Annotated in this window: 18 protein-coding genes; 6 read left to right on the top strand and 12 right to left on the bottom strand. The window is 73.1% G+C overall.

The features are described 5' to 3' along the window. Positions 1-2: 2 nt before the first annotated feature. From ABZS80_RS31630 to ABZS80_RS31605, 6 genes are all read right to left on the bottom strand, one after another. On the bottom strand, positions 3-1,460 hold the full coding sequence (locus ABZS80_RS31630) for a transposase (RefSeq protein WP_355061648.1): 1,458 nt from the start codon (positions 1,458-1,460) through the stop codon (positions 3-5). Positions 1,461-1,667: 207 nt separating this feature from the next. After that, a complete protein-coding gene (locus ABZS80_RS31625; RefSeq protein ID WP_355061647.1) occupies positions 1,668-2,672 on the bottom strand; it encodes a methionine synthase in 1,005 nt (334 codons plus the stop codon). A 29-nt stretch (positions 2,673-2,701) separates the two neighbouring features. Beyond that, the gene (mnmA, locus tag ABZS80_RS31620) at positions 2,702-3,775 is read right to left on the bottom strand and encodes a tRNA 2-thiouridine(34) synthase MnmA (protein ID WP_355061645.1); all 1,074 of its coding nucleotides are present in this window, start codon (positions 3,773-3,775) and stop codon (positions 2,702-2,704) included. A gap of 37 nt (positions 3,776-3,812) precedes the next feature. Beyond that, positions 3,813-4,988 carry a cysteine desulfurase family protein gene (locus tag ABZS80_RS31615; RefSeq protein WP_355061643.1) on the bottom strand — a complete coding sequence of 392 codons (1,176 nt, stop codon included), beginning with the start codon at positions 4,986-4,988 and terminating at the stop codon, positions 3,813-3,815. Between the two features lie 88 nt (positions 4,989-5,076). Then, positions 5,077-5,736 (bottom strand): class F sortase, encoded by a 660-nt coding sequence (locus ABZS80_RS31610; RefSeq protein ID WP_355061641.1) that lies wholly within the window; start codon positions 5,734-5,736, stop codon positions 5,077-5,079. Further along, on the bottom strand, positions 5,733-6,563 hold the full coding sequence (locus ABZS80_RS31605; RefSeq protein WP_355061639.1) for a DUF4397 domain-containing protein: 831 nt from the start codon (positions 6,561-6,563) through the stop codon (positions 5,733-5,735). Before ABZS80_RS31605 ends, ABZS80_RS31610 begins: the two co-directional genes overlap by 4 nt. A 240-nt stretch (positions 6,564-6,803) precedes the next feature. Here ABZS80_RS31605 and ABZS80_RS31600 point away from each other — a divergent pair, with 240 nt between their 5' ends. Together ABZS80_RS31600 and ABZS80_RS31595 are read left to right on the top strand one after the other, a co-directional pair. Continuing rightward, positions 6,804-7,409, top strand: a complete 606-nt coding sequence (locus ABZS80_RS31600; RefSeq protein ID WP_355061637.1) for a sigma-70 family RNA polymerase sigma factor — start codon at positions 6,804-6,806, stop codon at positions 7,407-7,409. Next, positions 7,363-8,124 carry an anti-sigma factor gene (locus tag ABZS80_RS31595; RefSeq protein WP_355061635.1) on the top strand — a complete coding sequence of 254 codons (762 nt, stop codon included), beginning with the start codon at positions 7,363-7,365 and terminating at the stop codon, positions 8,122-8,124. Before ABZS80_RS31600 ends, ABZS80_RS31595 begins: the two co-directional genes overlap by 47 nt. 119 nt (positions 8,125-8,243) lie before the next feature. Here the strand turns inward: ABZS80_RS31595 and ABZS80_RS31590 are convergent, their stop codons facing one another. From ABZS80_RS31590 to ABZS80_RS31575, 4 genes are all read right to left on the bottom strand, one after another. Next, positions 8,244-9,203, bottom strand: coding sequence for an electron transfer flavoprotein subunit alpha/FixB family protein (locus ABZS80_RS31590; RefSeq protein ID WP_355061633.1), 960 nt, complete (start codon positions 9,201-9,203; stop codon positions 8,244-8,246). Positions 9,204-9,214: 11 nt separating this feature from the next. Next, positions 9,215-9,994: an electron transfer flavoprotein subunit beta/FixA family protein gene (locus ABZS80_RS31585; RefSeq protein WP_151463914.1), complete on the bottom strand. Its 780-nt coding sequence runs from the start codon at positions 9,992-9,994 to the stop codon at positions 9,215-9,217. 390 nt (positions 9,995-10,384) lie between these two features. Further along, the gene (locus tag ABZS80_RS31580) at positions 10,385-10,789 is read right to left on the bottom strand and encodes a hypothetical protein (RefSeq protein WP_151463915.1); all 405 of its coding nucleotides are present in this window, start codon (positions 10,787-10,789) and stop codon (positions 10,385-10,387) included. Between the two features lie 2 nt (positions 10,790-10,791). Next, complete coding sequence (locus ABZS80_RS31575) at positions 10,792-11,589, bottom strand: GNAT family N-acetyltransferase (protein ID WP_355061631.1); 798 nt, start codon at positions 11,587-11,589, stop codon at positions 10,792-10,794. Between the two features lie 41 nt (positions 11,590-11,630). Between ABZS80_RS31575 and ABZS80_RS31570 the strand changes: the two genes are divergently transcribed. Genes ABZS80_RS31570 through ABZS80_RS31560 form a run of 3 tightly spaced genes read left to right on the top strand, consistent with a single transcriptional unit; the run spans position 11,631 to position 12,749 of the window. Beyond that, positions 11,631-12,017 carry a DUF202 domain-containing protein gene (locus ABZS80_RS31570; protein WP_355061629.1) on the top strand — a complete coding sequence of 129 codons (387 nt, stop codon included), beginning with the start codon at positions 11,631-11,633 and terminating at the stop codon, positions 12,015-12,017. After that, complete coding sequence (locus ABZS80_RS31565) at positions 12,014-12,313, top strand: DUF202 domain-containing protein (RefSeq protein WP_355061627.1); 300 nt, start codon at positions 12,014-12,016, stop codon at positions 12,311-12,313. The genes ABZS80_RS31570 and ABZS80_RS31565 overlap by 4 nt, the downstream gene beginning before the upstream one ends. 28 nt (positions 12,314-12,341) lie before the next feature. Continuing rightward, on the top strand, positions 12,342-12,749 hold the full coding sequence (locus ABZS80_RS31560; protein ID WP_151463919.1) for a PLD nuclease N-terminal domain-containing protein: 408 nt from the start codon (positions 12,342-12,344) through the stop codon (positions 12,747-12,749). A gap of 117 nt (positions 12,750-12,866) precedes the next feature. Here the strand turns inward: ABZS80_RS31560 and ABZS80_RS31555 are convergent, their stop codons facing one another. Both ABZS80_RS31555 and ABZS80_RS31550 read right to left on the bottom strand, forming a co-directional pair. Next, complete coding sequence (locus ABZS80_RS31555; protein ID WP_355061625.1) at positions 12,867-14,489, bottom strand: acetolactate synthase; 1,623 nt, start codon at positions 14,487-14,489, stop codon at positions 12,867-12,869. 106 nt (positions 14,490-14,595) lie between these two features. Then, on the bottom strand, positions 14,596-15,369 hold the full coding sequence (locus ABZS80_RS31550; RefSeq protein WP_151465820.1) for an enoyl-CoA hydratase-related protein: 774 nt from the start codon (positions 15,367-15,369) through the stop codon (positions 14,596-14,598). A 193-nt stretch (positions 15,370-15,562) separates the two neighbouring features. Between ABZS80_RS31550 and tnpB the strand changes: the two genes are divergently transcribed. Beyond that, positions 15,563-16,662, top strand: a 1,100-nt coding sequence (gene tnpB / locus ABZS80_RS31545) for an IS607 family element RNA-guided endonuclease TnpB (RefSeq protein WP_355061622.1), incomplete at its 3' end; no start/stop codon positions are given.

Here is a 16,662-nt window from a genome sequence, read left to right as displayed (position 1 = left end):
GGTCATCCTGCCCCCGGGGTACGACAGGAAACCTCACTGCTTCCGAACTGATTGCTTATCATGCCGTTCGGATGGTTCGCTCTCCGCTCGACGGTGGCCGGGCTGGAGTCCTGGACCGGCAGTCTGGTCCGGTGGCGATCGGTCCTCTCCTGCAGGATCTGCCTCACCCTGTCATGTGGGGTGTGCAGGGCGATGTCGGGGTCGCCGGCTCGCTGCAGGATGTTGATCGCGGCGTTCACGTCGGCCTGCCACACCACCCCGCACGAGGTGCAGTAAAGCCGGTCCCCGCTGCGTCGGCCGAAGGCGCCGCAGCGGTGACAGGCTTGTGAGGTGTAGGCGGCATTGACGTGCACGAGCGCAGAACCTCTGCGCTCCGACACGTTCGCTAGCGCCTCCGCGGTGACTCCTTTGGTCCACCCGGCGAGGCGTCGATTCATGTTCTTGCCGAGCGTCTTACGCCCGGCGAAGCGCTTGGTCAGGTCTTCGGCAACGACGACGCCGGCCTTGTCGACGACCCGATGCGCGGCCTTAAAGATCTCCGTGCGTACCTGCGCGCGGTGACGGACTGCCTGCCGGTCTCGCTTGACGGTCCCGAGGTTGTGGGACCTGATTTGATGCGCTTTTGCATAGTTCCCACGCAGGGCGGCGGTGTTCGCAATCGAACGCAGCTTCGCCCGCCGCCGGTTACGCTCCTTCAACCGGTCCGACTCGCCGGACAGCAGCTCGCCGAGTCGGCGGCCGTGGCGCGCGCCTTCGGAGTCCGTTAGGGCTTCGGTGTAGCCCTTGTCGACGCCGATGGTCCGGTCACCGCACGGCCGCTGTGACGACCGCATCTGCGACGCGTCTATCTGGTAGTGCACCTCGACGCGACCACCGCGCAGGATCAACCGCAGCGTGCCGGTCGGGGCAACCGTCGTGGACAACGGAATTCTGACCATGCGGCGACGTTCCAGACCGGGAACCGCCAGCCACAACTGGCCGCGCCGGTCAACGACGGTGTTGTGTTGATCAGCGCGCACCACGATCTGATCATGCGTGCGATTCCTGCCACGCTTCCAGTGCTTCCGCATCTGCCGGGCCAGGAAAGGGTCGCCAGCCCACCGGTCGGCCTTGAGGGAGTTCAGCATCTGCATCCGCTCGGCCGGGTCGCTACCACGCCGGATGGCCGCTCGACGAACCTCGACCTTAGCCGCTGCCAGGTTCGCAGCGATGTCGGTCATGGCGTCGCGGAGGGTTTCCTTCCACGCGTTGGCCAACACACCGAACCGCGCATGTGTGTCATCAGCCAACCACCGATCCCGCACCGGCCGATCCTTCAACCCGGATCCGACCCCAGAGATTGACCCGTAACGCTGCCACACCTCGCTGCGAACCTGACCCAGCCGGCGAGCCTGCTCATGCAAGGCGGCATACTTGCTGCGATTGAGGCGGGTCGAGTATGCGATCCGGGTTACCTTCACCGGTCGACCTTGACGCTCAGATGCACCACCTGGAGCTCCTTCGCGTGGGTCACACTCGGCGCGGCTGGCGTTGCTCCCGCTTGCGGAACGATGATTTGTGGCCGCAGCCCGCTTCTACCCGCCGAGGAAGGCTGTGGCAGAACGGGCCGGACATCCATCCGAAAGCATAGCGACGGCGCTCACAATAAAGAGGAATTCGACAACCGCTTAGTCCTCCTCGGCGAGCCGGCGGCCGGCGTCCCGGCAGGCGGCGAGGACCTCCCGCACGTACGCCGGGGTGGCCCCGGCCAGGCCGCAGGCGGGGGTGACCACCACCTGCTCGGCGAGCTGGCGGCGGGGGAAGCCGAGCTGGTCCCAGACCCGGCGTACCCGGTCGGCGACCTGGGCCGACGTCGGCGCGCGACCGGCCGGCGGCAGCGCGGGCGCGGCGCCGGCCAGCAGACCGAACCCGGCGTCGATCGCCTCGCCGAGCGGGTCCAGGTCGGTGACCAGGGCCAGGTCGAGGGCGACGCCGACGGCACCGGCGGTGCGGATGAGGTCCAGCGGCACGTCCGGCGCGCAGCAGTGCACGACGGTCGGCGCGCCGGCCGCCTCGATGACGCCGCGCAGCAGTGTGCGGGCGACCTCGGACTCGACGGCCCGGTGGGTGCCGAACCCGCTCTCGGTGGGCACCCGGCCGGCCAGCGCCGCGGGCAGCGACGGCTCGTCGAGCTGCAGCAGCACCGAGGCGTGGGGCAGCCGCCGGGCCACCGCCGCCACGTGCCCGCGCAGGCCCTCGCCGAGCGAGCCGGCGAGGTCGCGGACCGCGCCGGGATCGCGCAGCAGCCGGCCGCCGATCGGCAGCTCCAGCGATGCGGCCAGGGTGAAGGGGCCGGCGGCCTGGACCTTGACCGGGCCGGTGTAGTCCTCGGCCTGCTCGGCGAGCTGGTCGAGGTCGCGTTCCATCAGGTCGCGGGCGCGGCGCAGGTCCTTGCCGGGGCGCGGGGCGATCCGCCAGCGGGCCGCGTACAGCTCGACCGGCAGTTCGACGAGGAGCCCGCCGGTGCGGCCGATCAGGTCGGCGCCGGGGCCGCGGGCGGGCAGCTCGGGCAGGTGCGGCAGGTCGGGCAGCTCACCGAGCACGATGCGCTGCGCCTCGGCGACGTCGGTGCCGGGCAACGACCCGATCCCCGTCGCCGTCCCCACTCCCCACGGCCAGGTCGTCTCACTCACCGCCGCAGCCTATCCACCCCTCGGGGATGTCAGTCGGTGATGGTGGCCGAGCCGAGCACGACGTCACCCGCCGGGTCCGGGCGGTACGCGACGATCGCCTGGCCGGCGGCCACCCCGCGGACCGGGCGGCGCAGGTCGGCGTGCAGCCCGTCGGCGTCCAGCGACACGGTCGCCGGCACCACGTCGCCGTGCGCCCGGAGCTGCACCTCGCACTCGATGGGCCCGTCGGGGCGCGCGCCACCGGTCCAGACCGGGCGGGCGGCGCGGACCTCGGCGACCTCCAGGGCCTCGGCCGGGCCGACGGTGACGGTGTTGGTCTTCGGGGTGATGGAGAGCACGTAGCGCGGGCGGCCGTCCGGCGCGGGCCGGTCCAGGTGCAGGCCGCGTCGCTGCCCGACGGTGTACTGGTAGGCGCCGCTGTGACTGCCGACCACCGCGCCGGTGAGCGCGTCCACCACCTCGCCGGGCGCCTCGCCGAGCCGCTGGGACAGGAAGCCCCGGGTGTCGCCGTCGGCGATGAAGCAGATGTCGTGCGAGTCCGGCTTGTCGGCCACCGCGAGACCGCGCCGGGCGGCCTCCGCGCGCACCTCCGCCTTGGTCGAGTCGCCCAGCGGGAAGATCGACCGGTCGAGCTGCGCCCGGGTCAGCACCGCGAGGACGTACGACTGGTCCTTGGCGGCGTCGACGCTGCGGCGCAGCAGGCCGTCGGGGCCGAGCCGGGCGTGGTGGCCCGTGACCACCGCGTCGAAGCCCAGGGCCACGGCCCGGTCCAGCACCGCCGCGAACTTGATCTTCTCGTTGCAGCGCAGGCACGGGTTCGGGGTACGGCCGGCCGCGTACTCGGCGACGAAGTCGTCCACCACGTCCTCGTGGAACCGGTCGGCCATGTCCCAGACGTAGAACGGGATGCCGAGCACGTCGGCGGCGCGGCGGGCGTCCCGGGAGTCCTCCAGGGTGCAGCAGCCCCGGGCGCCGGTGCGGTAGGTCTGCGGGTTGCGGGCCAGCGCCAGGTGCACGCCGGTCACGTCGTGCCCGGCCTCCACCGCGCGCGCCGCCGCCACGGCGGAGTCCACCCCGCCCGACATCGCCGCCAGAACCCTCACCAGCTCACTCCCCTCGTCATCACCGAGGGTATCCGGGTCAGCGGGGAGTGCGGAGGGCGGCCGCGCGACGGGCCCGCTCCACGGCCGCCGGCAGCGCGGCGATCAGCGCGTCGACGTCCGCCTTGGTGCTCGTGTGGCCGAGGGTGAAGCGCAGCGACGAGCGGGCCCGGTCGTCGTCGGCGCCCATGGCCAGCAGCACGTGCGAGGGCTGGGCCACCCCGGCGGAGCAGGCCGAGCCGGTCGAGCAGGCGATGCCGTGGGCGTCGAGGAGCAGCAGCAGCGCGTCCCCCTCGCAGCCGGGGAACGAGAAGTGCGCGTTGCCGGGGAGCCGGTCGGCCGGGTCGCCGTTGAAGACCACCTCGGGGACCGCCTGCCGGACCCGCTCGACCAGGTCGTCGCGGAGCGCGGCGACGCGGGCCGCGTACTCCTGCTGGCCCTTCACTGCGGCCTCGACGGCGACCGCGAAGGCGACGATGCCGGCGGTGTCGAGGGTGCCGGAGCGGACGTCGCGCTCCTGGCCGCCGCCGTGCAGCAGCGGGGTGGCGGCCACGTCGCGGGCCAGCAGCAGGGCGCCGACCCCGGTCGGGCCGCCCAGCTTGTGGCCGGTGACGGTGAGCGCGGCGACGCCGCTGGCCGCGAAGTCGACCGGCACCTGGCCGACCGCCTGGATGGCGTCGGTGTGGAACGGCACTCCGTGCTCGGCGGCCACCGCGGCCAGCTCGGCCACCGGCTGCACGGTGCCCACCTCGTTGTTGGCCCACATGGCGGTGACCACCGCCACCCGGTCGCCGTGCGCGGCCAGTTCGGCGCGGAGCCGCTCCGGGTCGAGCCGGCCGGCGGCGTCGACCGGCAGCCAGCCGACCTCGGCGCCCTCGTGTCCGGCCAGCCAGTCGACGGCGTCCAGGACGGCATGGTGTTCGACGGCGCTGGACACCACCCGCACGCGCTCGGCGCGGGCGGCGCGGCGGGCCCAGAAGATGCCCTTCACGGCCAGGTTGTCGCTCTCCGTGCCACCCCCGGTGAAGATCACCTCGGACGGGCGGGCGCCGAGCACGGCGGCCACCCGCTCCCGGGACTCCTCCACCCGCCGCCGGGCGCGCCGGCCCGCCGCGTGCAGCGACGACGCGTTGCCCACCTCGCGGGCCGTGGCGACGTACGCCTCGAGTGCCTCGTCGAGCATCGGGGTCGTCGCCGCGTGATCCAGGTATGCCATCACCGCTCAGCCTAACGGCCGACCGGCGTGCCGCCGGATGCCGGACCGCCCGCTCCCGTGCCGTGGTGGGGGCGGGCGGTCCGGACACTCAGGTGGGCACCGCCGTGACGACGATGTTGTCCCGGTAGTGCCGGGTCTTCGCGTCGAACGGGCCGCCGCAGGTGATCAGGGTGAGCCGGGGGCTGCCGTCCCGGGCGAAGTACCGGTCGAGCGGGATCCGCGTCTTCGCGTACTCCTCCCGGGCCACCACCCGGAAGCGGCGCTCCCGGCGGTCGGAGCCGGTGGCGGTGAGCAGGTCCCCCCGGTCCAGCTCGCGCAGCCGGAAGAACGCCCCTTTGCCCTGCTCGGCGCTGTCGACGTGGCCGGCGATCACCACCGAGCCGGTCCCGGCCTCCAGGCCCGGGCCGTGGCGGTACCAGCCGACCTGGTCGACGCTGGGTGGGACCTCGAACTCACCGGTCCGCGGGTTGATGCCGACCGGGTCGACCGTGGCGGTGACCCCGATCGGCGGGATGCGCAGCCGCACGGGCGGGACGACCGCCCCGGCCGCGGGCAGGCTGCCCGCGTTCACCGGCACCGACGGGCCCTCGGGTGCCGTGGTGGTGGGGGTGGCGCTGGCCAGCGCCGCCGCCTCGCCGGCGCCGACGTCCTCGGCGGGCCGCGAACCGCAGGCCACCACTGTCGCGATGGTGAGCGCGGCGACGCCGGCGGCCATCGCCGCCAGCGCCCCGCGGTGGCGGACCGTCACGGGCGACCGGCCCGGGCGGTGGTCACCCGCGCCCCGCCGCCGAGCAGGAGCAGCACGCCGGCGCCGGCCAGCACGTACCACCAGGTGTCCACGCCGGTGCCGGCCTGGCCACCGGTGCCGCTGGGCACGCCGCCGGGGGCCGAGTGCAGCCCGGTGACGGTCTGGGCGACCAGTTCGAGGTTCTTGTCCTGGGCGGAGCCGGTCGCGTACACGATCGTCGCGGTGCCCTCCTTGAGGTTCAGGTCGGCCGGGCCGATGGCGACCGTGTCGGTGCCGGCGAGCACCACGTCCGCTTCGACCGTGCCGGCGGCGACGTCGGCCTTGGCCTCCTTCGGGTTGGTCAGGTCCTCGAAGACCGGCTTCCCGCCGGCCCGCACGTCGACGGCCGGTGCGGCCGCGGTGTGCCGGACGATCAGCCGGGCCTTTCCGGCGTCCACCTTGGACACGTCGTTGACGAACGGGGTGATCCGCGGCTTGCCGTCGGCGCTCAGGTGGGCGGCGAGGCTGATGTTCGCCCCGCCCGGCACCGCGGCGTCGTCGACCGTGAGGATCGCCTTGTCGACCGCCTCGCCCGGCTTGGTCAGGGCGATGTCGTACGTCCCCTCGGGCAGGGTGAGCGGGCCGGCCACGTCACCGGGCTGGAAGTTGTCCAGGGTCTTCTTCCCGTTGACGTACACGTCCACCGGGGTGCCCGGGATGCCGTGCACGACCGACACCGTGGACGAGGCGGCCCAGGCCGCGCCCGGGGTGGCGGCGCCGACGCCGGCGAACGTCAGGGCGGACACCGCGCCGATCGCGGCGACCCGACGGAACATGGCGAACTGCATTGTCTGCCTCCTGGTGGTTGGTGCTGGTTCGTCAGGACTGGCGTGCAGAACGGGTTACGCCGGCTTCGGAGCCGCCGGATGCGGCGGGATCCGATTTCTTTTCCTCCGGCCGGACCGCATCCGGACCGGCCCCGCGCGACGAAGAGCAGGGTGGACGAGGGAGCGCAGATTGACCGGGAGAGTGGGGCGAGGGCTGTGGCAGCTACAGTCGGGCATGCCCCAGCGAAGGCGGGCCGCCCCGTGACGGCGGTCCGGCAGGGCCCCGAGCCGCCGGGCGACGACGACCTCGCCGAACGGTTCCGCGCCGGGGACGAGACCGCCCTGCGGGAGGCGTACGACCGGTACGGCCGAGCCGTGCTGCACCTGGCCACCACGACCCTGGCCAACCGCAGCGACGCCGAGGACGTGACCCAGGCGACGTTCGTCGCCGCCTGGCTCGGCCGGGCGACGTTCGACCCGGCGAAGGGGTCGCTGGTCGGTTGGCTGCTCGGGATCGGGCGGCGCAAGGTGGTCGACCGGCTCCGGGCCGCCGCCCGGGAGACGCGGGTGGTCGAGACGGTCCGCCAGCTGCCCGAGCCGGCGACCACCGGGGCGGACCCGGACACCGTGGTCGACCGGCTGGTGGTCGCCGACGAGCTGGCCCAGCTCCCGGACGAGCAGCGTCGGATGCTGGAGCTGGCGTTCTACGACGACCTGACCCACCAGCAGATCGCGACCGTGACCGGAGTGCCGCTCGGCACGGTCAAGAGCCACATCCGGCGCGGCATGCAGAGCCTGAGACGCAGATGGGAGGTGGACGGTGCCGCACGTGGACCACGACCGGCTGGTCTTTCTGGCGCTCGGTGAGAGCGAGGCCGAGGGCGGTGAGGCCACCCACCTCGACACCTGCGCGCACTGCCGCAACGAGATCGCGTCGCTCCGGCACGTCGCCGGGCTGGGCGCCGGCAGCCAGGGCCTGGGCGACCTGCCCGACCCGCCGGAGCACGTCTGGCAGGGCATCGCCGCCGAGGTGCGGGCGGCCGAGGAACTGCCCGCGCGGACCGGCCGGCGCGTACCCCGGCCGGCCGATCCCGCCGATCCACCGGCGCCGGCCGAGCGCCCCCGCCGCCGGGGCCGCCGCTGGCCGCGCTGGGCCACCACCGCGGTCACCGCCGCGGCCGCCGCCCTGATCGGCGTGGTGGGCACCGCCGCCGTGCTGGGCGGCGGTGACGAGCCGGCGCCACAGCCGACGGTGCTGGCCAGCGCGCCGCTGGCCGCGTTCGGGTCGACGCCGAAGGACGCCTCGGGTGACGCCCGGGTCCTCGGCGGCAGGCAACTGCATCTGCACGTGGCGAATCTCCCGAGCGTTCCGGGGTACTACGAGGTCTGGCTGATCGATCCCCGAACGATGCGGATGTTCTCCTTGGGTACCCTGAGCAAGGCGTCGGGAGACGAGGTGCTGCCGATGCCCGCGAACGTGGACCTCCGGACCTACTCGGTGGTCGACGTCTCCGCCGAACAGTTCGACGACAAGCCCGCCCACTCCGGCGACAGTCTGCTGAGGGGCACCCTGACGGGCTGATCGGCGGGCCGGCTCAGCTCCCCGGCCCGCCGATCAGCTCCCTTCCACCGCATGGAAGGGGCCGCGACACAGCGAGCCGCCGCCCGGATCACCGGACGGCGGCTCGTGTCGTGACGGGGTCACTTGCGCTTGCGGATCTCCTCGGCGGCCTGCGGGACGACCTTGAACAGGTCACCGACCACGCCGAAGTCGGCCAGCTCGAAGATCGGCGCCTCGGCGTCCTTGTTCACCGCGACGATGGTCTTCGAGGTCTGCATGCCGGCCCGGTGCTGGATCGCGCCGGAGATGCCCAGCGCGACGTAGAGCTGCGGGGAGACGGTCTTGCCGGTCTGGCCCACCTGGAACTGGTGGGGGTAGAAGCCGGAGTCGACCGCGGCCCGGGACGCGCCGACCGCGCCGCCGAGCAGGTCGGCCAGCTCCTCGACCAGCTTGAAGTTGTCGGCGTTGCCGACGCCGCGACCGCCGGAGACGACGACCGACGCCTCGGTGAGCTCCGGGCGGGAGCCCTTCTGCTCGGCCACCCGCTCGACGACCTTGGCCAGCTTGTCCGCGTCGGAGACCGACACGGTGAGCTGCTCGACGGCCGGCGTGGCCGCGGCCGGCGCCGGGTTGAGCGAGTTGGGCCGGACGGTGACCAGCGGCAGGCCCTTGGTGACCTTGGACTTGACGATGGTGGAGCCGGCGAAGGCGACCTGGGTGGCCGTGCCGTCGGCGGCCAGGCCCACCACGTCGGTCAGGATGCCGTTCTCCAGCTTGACGGCCAGGCGGGCGGCGACCTCCTTGCCCTCCTGGGACGAGGCGAGCAGCACGGCGGCCGGCTGCACCCGCCCGACCAGCTCGGCCAGCACGGTGGCCTTCGGAGCCACCAGGTAGCCGTCGATCTCCTCGCCCTCGGCGGCGTAGATCTTCTCCGCGCCGTACTCGCCCAGCTTGGCGCTCAGCGCCTCGGCGGCGCCGGCGCCACCGAGCACGACCGCGCTCGGGGTGCCCAGCTCGCGGGCGAGGGTGAGCATCTCCAGGGTGACCTTCTTGACGCCGAATTCCTTGGTGGCTTCGACGACGACGAGAACCTCAGACATGTCCAGACCTCTCACACGAACTTCTCGGTGGCGAGGAACTCGACCAGCTTCACGCCGCCCTCGCCCTCGTCGGTGATCTTCGCGCCGCCGGAACGCGGCGGGCGCTTGGTGTGCTCGAGCACGGCGCTGGTGGCGCCGTCGAAGCCCACCTCGGAGGGAGCGACGCCCAGGTCACCGAGGGAGAGCGTCTGCACCGGCTTCTTCTTGGCGGCCATGATGCCCTTGAAGGAGGGGTAGCGCGGCTCGTTGATGGTGTCCCAGACGGAGACGACGGCCGGGGTCGAGGCGGTGACCACCTCGTAGCCCTCCTCGGTCTGCCGCTCGACGGTCAGGGTGCCGCCGTCGACGGTGAGCTTGCGCGCGCCGGTCAGGGCGGCCACGCCCAGCCGCTCGGCGATCATGTGCGGCATGACCTGGACCCGGCCGTCGGTCGACTCGGCGCCGCAGATGACCAGGTCGGCGTTGAGCTGCCCCAGGGCGGCGGCGAGCACCTTCGAGGTGGTCACGGCGCAGGACCCGTGCAGGGCGTCGTCCACCACGTGCACGGCCTTGTCCGGCCCCATGGAGAGCGCCTTGCGGATCGACTCGGTCGCCCGGTCCGGACCCATGGTCAGGATGGTGACCTCGCCGCCGTGCGCCTCCTTGATCTTCAACGCCTCCTCGATGGCGTACTCGTCCATCTCGTTGATGACGTTGTTCGCCGAACCGCGGTCGACGGTGTTGTCGTCAGGACGCAGGTTGCGGTCCGCGCCCGAATCGGGCACCTGCTTGACGAGTACGACGATGTTCATCGCGCTTCGACGACCCTCCTGTTTGGTGTAGCGATCACTCGCCCGGTCACGGGCGCAGCCTTGCGCGTGACTTAACGTTCGGTCAACCGCGGGGAGCTGTGCAGTTGCCCACGGCGGTTATGTTACCCGCAAGTAGCATCCGCTCCCCGGTGCCTCAGAGTGACACAGCTCACCGGGCTCCGTCGCGGCGGGTAAGCTCCCGAAACAGGGAGGTGACGGATATGCCGGAAAAGAACGTTTCGGCGGGACGGCGGGACGCGGCGGACGGCCCCCGGACCGCCCGCCGAGCCTGCCGCCGCATGCTCCCGGAGACCTACCGCTGCGCCTGCGGCCGCGTCCGCGACCGCTGCGTGCGGGCCAGCGTGCGCGCGCTCTGGTCCGCCCAGCCGATCACGCCGGCTCGGCCAGCGCATGCCTGATCTTGTCGATCACCGCCGCCTCGGCCGGCGTCACACCCCGGTGGGCCTGCGCCACCCGGTCCGCGGCGGCCAGCACCACCGACCGGTACGCCTCGACATCCCCCGGTGACTTGGTCCGCAGGATCTCCACCGCCCGGCCCAGCGCCGGCAGCACGGTCGCCTCGATCTCCAGCGCCGAGTCCCGGGGCAGCTGCGGCAACGGACCCGTGGTGAGGGCCTCCTTGACCACCCCGCTGGCGTCGGCGAGGGCGCCGGAGGCGGCCATGCTCTCCCGCACCATGGCGAGCATCCCGGGCACCGCGTTGGAGACCAGGAAGACGGCCCCGAAGGCTCCCGTCTTGAGGGTGAGCTGCTCGTCCGCCGTCAACCGCTCCATGATCACGGAGTGTAGACGTACGGGGTGGTCGTGGTGACCGCAACGAGACCGAGCCGCTCCAGGATCGGCCGGCTGTCCGGCGAGCAGTCCACCTGCACGAGGGTCTTGCCGCGCTGCTCGGCCAGCCGCGCCCGGTACGCCACCAGCGCCCGGTAGACGCCCTTGCGCCGCCACTCCGGCAGCGTCGAGCCGCCCCACAGCGTGGCGAAGCCGGTGCCCCGCAGGTAGCGCACCCAACCGGCGCTGACCACGGTGTCGCCCGCCTCGGCCACCACGATCGTGATCGACTGCGCGTCGGCCTCGATCTCCCGCGCCAGCCCGGTCACCAGGTGACTCCGGTCCTCCTGCCAGACCGCCTGTTCCATGGCGGCGATCCGCTCCAGGTCCTCGTGGCTGGTGACCTCGCGCAGGCGTACCCCCTCGGGCGGCGTCGGAACGGCGGCCGCCAGGGCCGCGACCGGGCCGACCACGACGGTCTCCAGCTCCTCCGGCACGAAGCCGGCGGCGCGCAGCCGGTCGCCCAGGTCGGCCGGCTCGTCGTGCCCGGTGAGCTTCCACTCGACCGACTCGCCCCGGGCGCGGAAGAACTCCACCTGCCGGGCGATCAGCGCGTCCAGCTCGGCGCCGGCCAGCCCGTCCAGGGTGCGGTAGGTGAGGAAGCCGCCCCGGTCCAGGTTGAGGACGCGGAACAGCGGACCATCCCGGTCGATGGTCACCCCGGCCGGCACCGGGTCCGGAAGCTCGGGGCGGATCTGGGTGTCGTAGGCGTCGCGCAGGCTCCGCGAGTCAAGATCGGTCATCCCTTCAGGCTAGGCACCGGGCAAAGCGGATAATCGACGTCGTGTGGGAGGCGATCAGGGGCTGGTTCGACCCGCGTGAGCTGCGGTCGGTCGGCAGCAGGCCGGACTACCGCTTCTCGCTGGCCAACGAGCGGACCTTCCTGGCCTGGCTCCGCACCGGGCTCGCGTTGATCGCCGGCGGGCTGGCCGCCGCGCAGTTCCTCCCCCGGCTCCCCCTGGCCCACCTGCGCGAGGTGATCGCCGTCGCGCTGCTGCTGCTCGGCGCCACGGTCGCGGTCCGGGCGGTGGACCACTGGGCCCGCACCGAGCGGGCCATCCGGCTGGACGAGGAGCTGCCCGGGTCCCGCTTCCCGGCCGTCCTGGCCCTCGTGGTCGCGCTCGGCGCGCTGCTGCTGGTGGTCGCCCTGCTGGTCCGGGGCCTCGGGTGAGGCGGGACCCGGGGCTGCAACCGGAACGCACCCGGCTGGCCTGGCGGCGGACGCTGCTCGCGGTCACCGTGATCCTGGTGCTGGAACTCCGGCTGGCGTTCACCGGGCGCACGGTCGACGCGCTGCTGGCCGGGCTGGCCGTGGTCACCTGGCTGGGCGTCCTGCTGGTCGACTGGCGGCGGGCCACCGGCGCCGGGCCGCGGCGGCCGGAGCGCTGGTCGATCCCGCTCACCGCGCTGGCCGCGGCCGGGCTGGCGGCGCTGGGGGTGGTGCACGTCCTGCGCGGGCTGCGCTGAGCGTCCCCGGTGCGCCATGATGTCCGGCATGGTTCGCCTCTACGGGCTGCTCTTCCTGGCCCAGCTCGTGCTTGCCGTCTGCGCCCTGATCAGCTGCCTCTCCGCCGAGGAGGGCGAGATCCGCGCGCTGCCCCGGGTCGCCTGGGTGCTGATCATCCTGTTCTTCCCGCTGGTCGGCTCCATCGCCTGGTTCGTGGCCGGCCGGGAGGCCGGCGCCCGGCGGACGCGCACCGCCTGGCCCGTGGGGAACGGCTTCTCCGAGCAGCACCGCCCCCGCCCGGTCGCGCCGGACGACGACCCCGAGTTCCTCTCGTCGCTCGCCGAGCGCAAGCGGGCCGACGACCAGGAACGCCTCCGCCGCTGGGAGGAGGACCTGCGCCGGCGTGAGGAAGAGCTGCGCCGAGGGCAGGACGACCGGGACCGGCCGGAGGTCTGAGCGACGGCGCTGACGCTACGGCGACAAGCGCTGACAGACCGCTGATTTTCGCCTCCGGGCGCAACGACGCGACCGCCGTCGCCGGTCACCCGGGCGACGGCGGTCGCGGCGTCGAGGTCAGGCCAGGTTCGACGACCGGGGGTACGCGTCGGACGGGTCGGTCAGCACGTTGACCAGGTACGGCACGCCGGCGTCGAAGGCGCGCGCCAGGGCCGGACCCAGGTCGGCGGCCTTCTCCACCGTCTCGCCCGCGCCGCCGAGCGCCTCGACCACCTTGTCGTAGCGCAGCCCGGGCTGGAGGTCGGCGGCCACGTCGTAGCCGTACATGGCCCGCATCGGGTGCTTCTCCAAGCCCCAGATGCCGTTGTTGCCGACCACGATCACCACGGGGAGCCGCTGGCGGGCCAGGGACTCCACGTCCATCAGCGAGAAGCCGGCCGCGCCGTCGCCCATGAGCACGCAGATCTGCCGGTCGGGGTGACTGACCCGGGCCCCCATGGCGTAGCCCATCCCGGTGCCCAGGCAGCCGTACGGGCCGGGGTCGAGCCAGGTGCCCGGCTGGGAGGGCTCCAGGTACTTCCCGGCGTACGAGACGAAGTCACCGCCGTCGCCGATGGTGATCGCGTCGGGGGCGAGCACCTTGCGCAGCTCGCCGTAGACCCGGGCCGGGCGGATCGGGTCGGTCTCGGCGGCCATCTCCTCCGCGTCGCGCGCCCTCACGGCGTCCTCGGCCGTGCGCAGCTGGGCGATCCAGTCGGCGTGGTCGGCCCGGTGACCGGGGTGCTCGGCGAACCCGGTGAGGATCAGCCGCAGGTCACCGGCGGGCGCGGCGGCCGGCTGGACGTGCCCGGCGCGCTGGCTGGGCGCGTCCACGACGTGCACCACCCGCGCCTCGCCGAAGTCGCCGAAGCCCAGCCGGAAGTCGAGCGGGGTACCGACCACCACGACCACGTCGGCGCCCCTGAGGGCGACCCGGCGGGCCTTGGCGAAGGCGAGCGGGTGCTCCGGCGGCAGCGCGCCGCGGCCCATGCCGTTGGTGAACACGGGCACCTGGAGGGACTCGGCGGCGGCCCGCAGCGCCTCGACGGCGTCGCCCGCGTACACGTCGGAGCCCGCGATGAGCACCGGCCGGGACGCGGCGGCGATCAGGGCGGCGGCCTTCGCGACCTCGTCCGGGTCGGCCTCGATCGGGGCGGGCGGGGTGACCGCCGGCAGGTCCGCGTCGCCGACCGAGAAGACCGCCTCCAGGGGGAAGTCGAGGAAGGCCGGGCCGCGGTGCGGGGTGAGCGCGGCGGTGAGGGCCGCGGTGACCGCGCGCGGGATGTCGTCGGCGCTGAACACCGTCTCGGCGTGCTTGGTGACCGGGGCGACGAGCGGCAGGTGGTCCATCTCCTGGAGGCTGCCGGAGCCCCAGCGGAACTGCGGGGCCCGCCCGCCGAGCACCAGCACCGGCGAGGCGTTGAAGAAGGCGCTGGTCAGGCCGGAGACGCCGTTGGTGACGCCGGGGCCGGCGGTGAGCACGGCCAGGCCGGGCCGGCGCTGGAGCTTCGCCACCGCCTCGGCGGCGAAGACGGCGGACTGCTCGTGCCGGACGTCGTAGATCGGGAAGCCGGTCCCGTGCGCGGCGTCGTAGAGCGGAAAGACGTGCCCGCCGGAGAGGGTGAACATCTCCCGTACTCCGTGCGCGCGCAGCGCCGCGAGGGCCAGCTCGCCGCCGTGCCCCTCGACCCGTTCCGTCATCGCCACTTCCCTTCGTCATGACCGGAGTCACACGCTACTGGCCGGTAAGCGGGATGTGAACCGCTCTCGGGTCGGCGGCGGTGGGCCGCCGACCCGGACCGGCGGTTCAGCGGCCGGTGAAGCCCGGCTTGCGCTTCTCGACGAACGCGGCCATGCCCTCGCGCCGGTCGTCGGTGGCGAACAGCGCCGCGAAGAGCTGGCTCTCCCAGGCCAGGCCCGAGTTGAGGTCCATGTCCAGGCCGCCGTCGACGGCCAGCTTGGCCGCCCGCAGCGCCTGCACCGGGCCGGTCAGGTACGGCTTCACGTAGGCGACCGCGGCCTCGTAGACCTCGGCGGCCGGGACCACCCGGTCGGCCAGGCCGATCCGCAGCGCCTCCTCGGCGTCGACCATCCGGCCGGTCATGATGAGGTCCTTGGCGCGGGCCGGGCCGACGAGGCGGGCCAGCCGCTGCGTGCCGCCGGCACCCGGGATGATGCCCAGCTTGATCTCCGGCTGGCCGAGCTTCGCGTCCTCGGCCACGATCCGCCAGTCACAGGCCAGGGCCAGCTCGCAGCCGCCGCCCAGGGCGTACCCGGTGATCGCGGCGACCACCGGCTTGGGGATCCGGGCGATGGCGCCCAGGGCGCTGGACAGGTCGGCGGCCCGGCCGGCCATGTCCACGTAGGACATGTCGGCCATCTCCTTGATGTCCGCGCCGGCCGCGAAGACCTTCTCGCCGCCGTACACGATGACCGCCCGGACCTCGGCGTCGGCGGTGGCCGCCGCGGCGGCGGCGCGCAACTCCTCCTGCACCTGGGTGTTGAGCGCGTTCATCGGCGGCCGCTCCAGCCGGATGGTGCCGATGCCGTCCTTCACTTCCAGCCTGACGAACTCGCCCACGCTGCCCTCACTTCCTCGTCGAAGTCGCGTGCCAACCTTACGACCCGGCTCGTTGGGGCGGTCAGATGGTGGCGTGTCAGGCATCTCTTGCGCCCTGTGGGTCCTATCGTGTTTGGGTGAGCTGTGGTGGCCGGGGCGGGGCGGACGGTGCCCGTAAGGCGATCGCGGGAGCGGCGGGTACGGACGGTCTGGTGTGAAGACGGTCCAGGCGTACCGGTTCGCTTTAGATCTCACTGCGGGCCAGGAGCGGCTGGTGCTTGCTCATGCCGGGGCCGCTCGTGTGGCTTACAACTGGGCTTTGGCTCGGGTGAAGGCCGTGATGGATCAGCGGGCGGCGGAGCGTTCCTACGGTGTGCCGGAGGATCAGCTGACTGCGGCGCTGGGCTGGTCGTTGGCGGCGTTGCGGCGGGCGTGGAACGCAGCCAAGGGTGAGGTGGCTCCTTGGTGGCGGGAGTGTTCGAAGGAGGCGTACAACACTGGTCTGGACTCCCTGGCTCGGGGTTTGAAGAACTGGGCGGAGTCCAGGTCGGGCACGCGGGCCGGCCGGTCGGTCGGGTTTCCTCGTTTCAAGTCTCGTCGTCGGGCGGTGCCGTCGGTGCGGTTCACGACCGGTGTGATCCGGGTGGATCCGGACCGCAAACATGTCGTGCTGCCCCGGCTGGGCCGGTTGAAGCTGCACGAGTCCGCCCGCAAACTCGCCCGACGCGTGGAGGCGGGTACGGCCCGGATCATGTCGGCGACGGTACGTCGTGACGGTGGCCGCTGGCACGTGGCGTTCACGGTGGAGGTCGAGCGCCCCGAGCGGCGAGCGGCCCGACCGGAGTCCCTGGTCGGCGTGGATGTGGGGATCGCACATCTGGCGGTGCTGTCGACCGGTGAGTTTGTGCCCAACCCGCGCCACCTGGGCGGCGCTCAGCACCGGTTGCGGTCGTTGGGGCGTGCCCTGTCCCGTAAGGTCGGCCCGGACCGGCGTACCGGGCAGCGCCCGTCGAACCGGTGGCGGCGCACCCAGCAGCGGCTCGCGCGGGCGCACGCGCGGGTGGCGAACCTGCGCCGGGACGGTCTGCACAAGCTCACCACCCGACTCGCCCGCGAGCACGGCACAATCGTGGTCGAAGACCTCAACGTCGCGGGCATGCTGGCCAACCGGCGACTGGCCCGGCACGTCGCCGACGCCGGCTTCTTCGAACTGCGCAGGCAGTTGGATCCTGCTGGCTTATTGCCTGGTTCATGCGGCCAGGGCGAGTCGGGCGAGGTGGCTGGTGCGGGTTCGGTCGAGGGGGTGACCGTTCC

Origin of the sequence: Micromonospora sp. NPDC005305 (genome assembly GCF_040607315.1) — a bacterium.
Classification (GTDB): domain Bacteria; phylum Actinomycetota; class Actinomycetes; order Mycobacteriales; family Micromonosporaceae; genus Micromonospora.
This window is presented reverse-complemented; position numbering and strand designations above follow the sequence as displayed.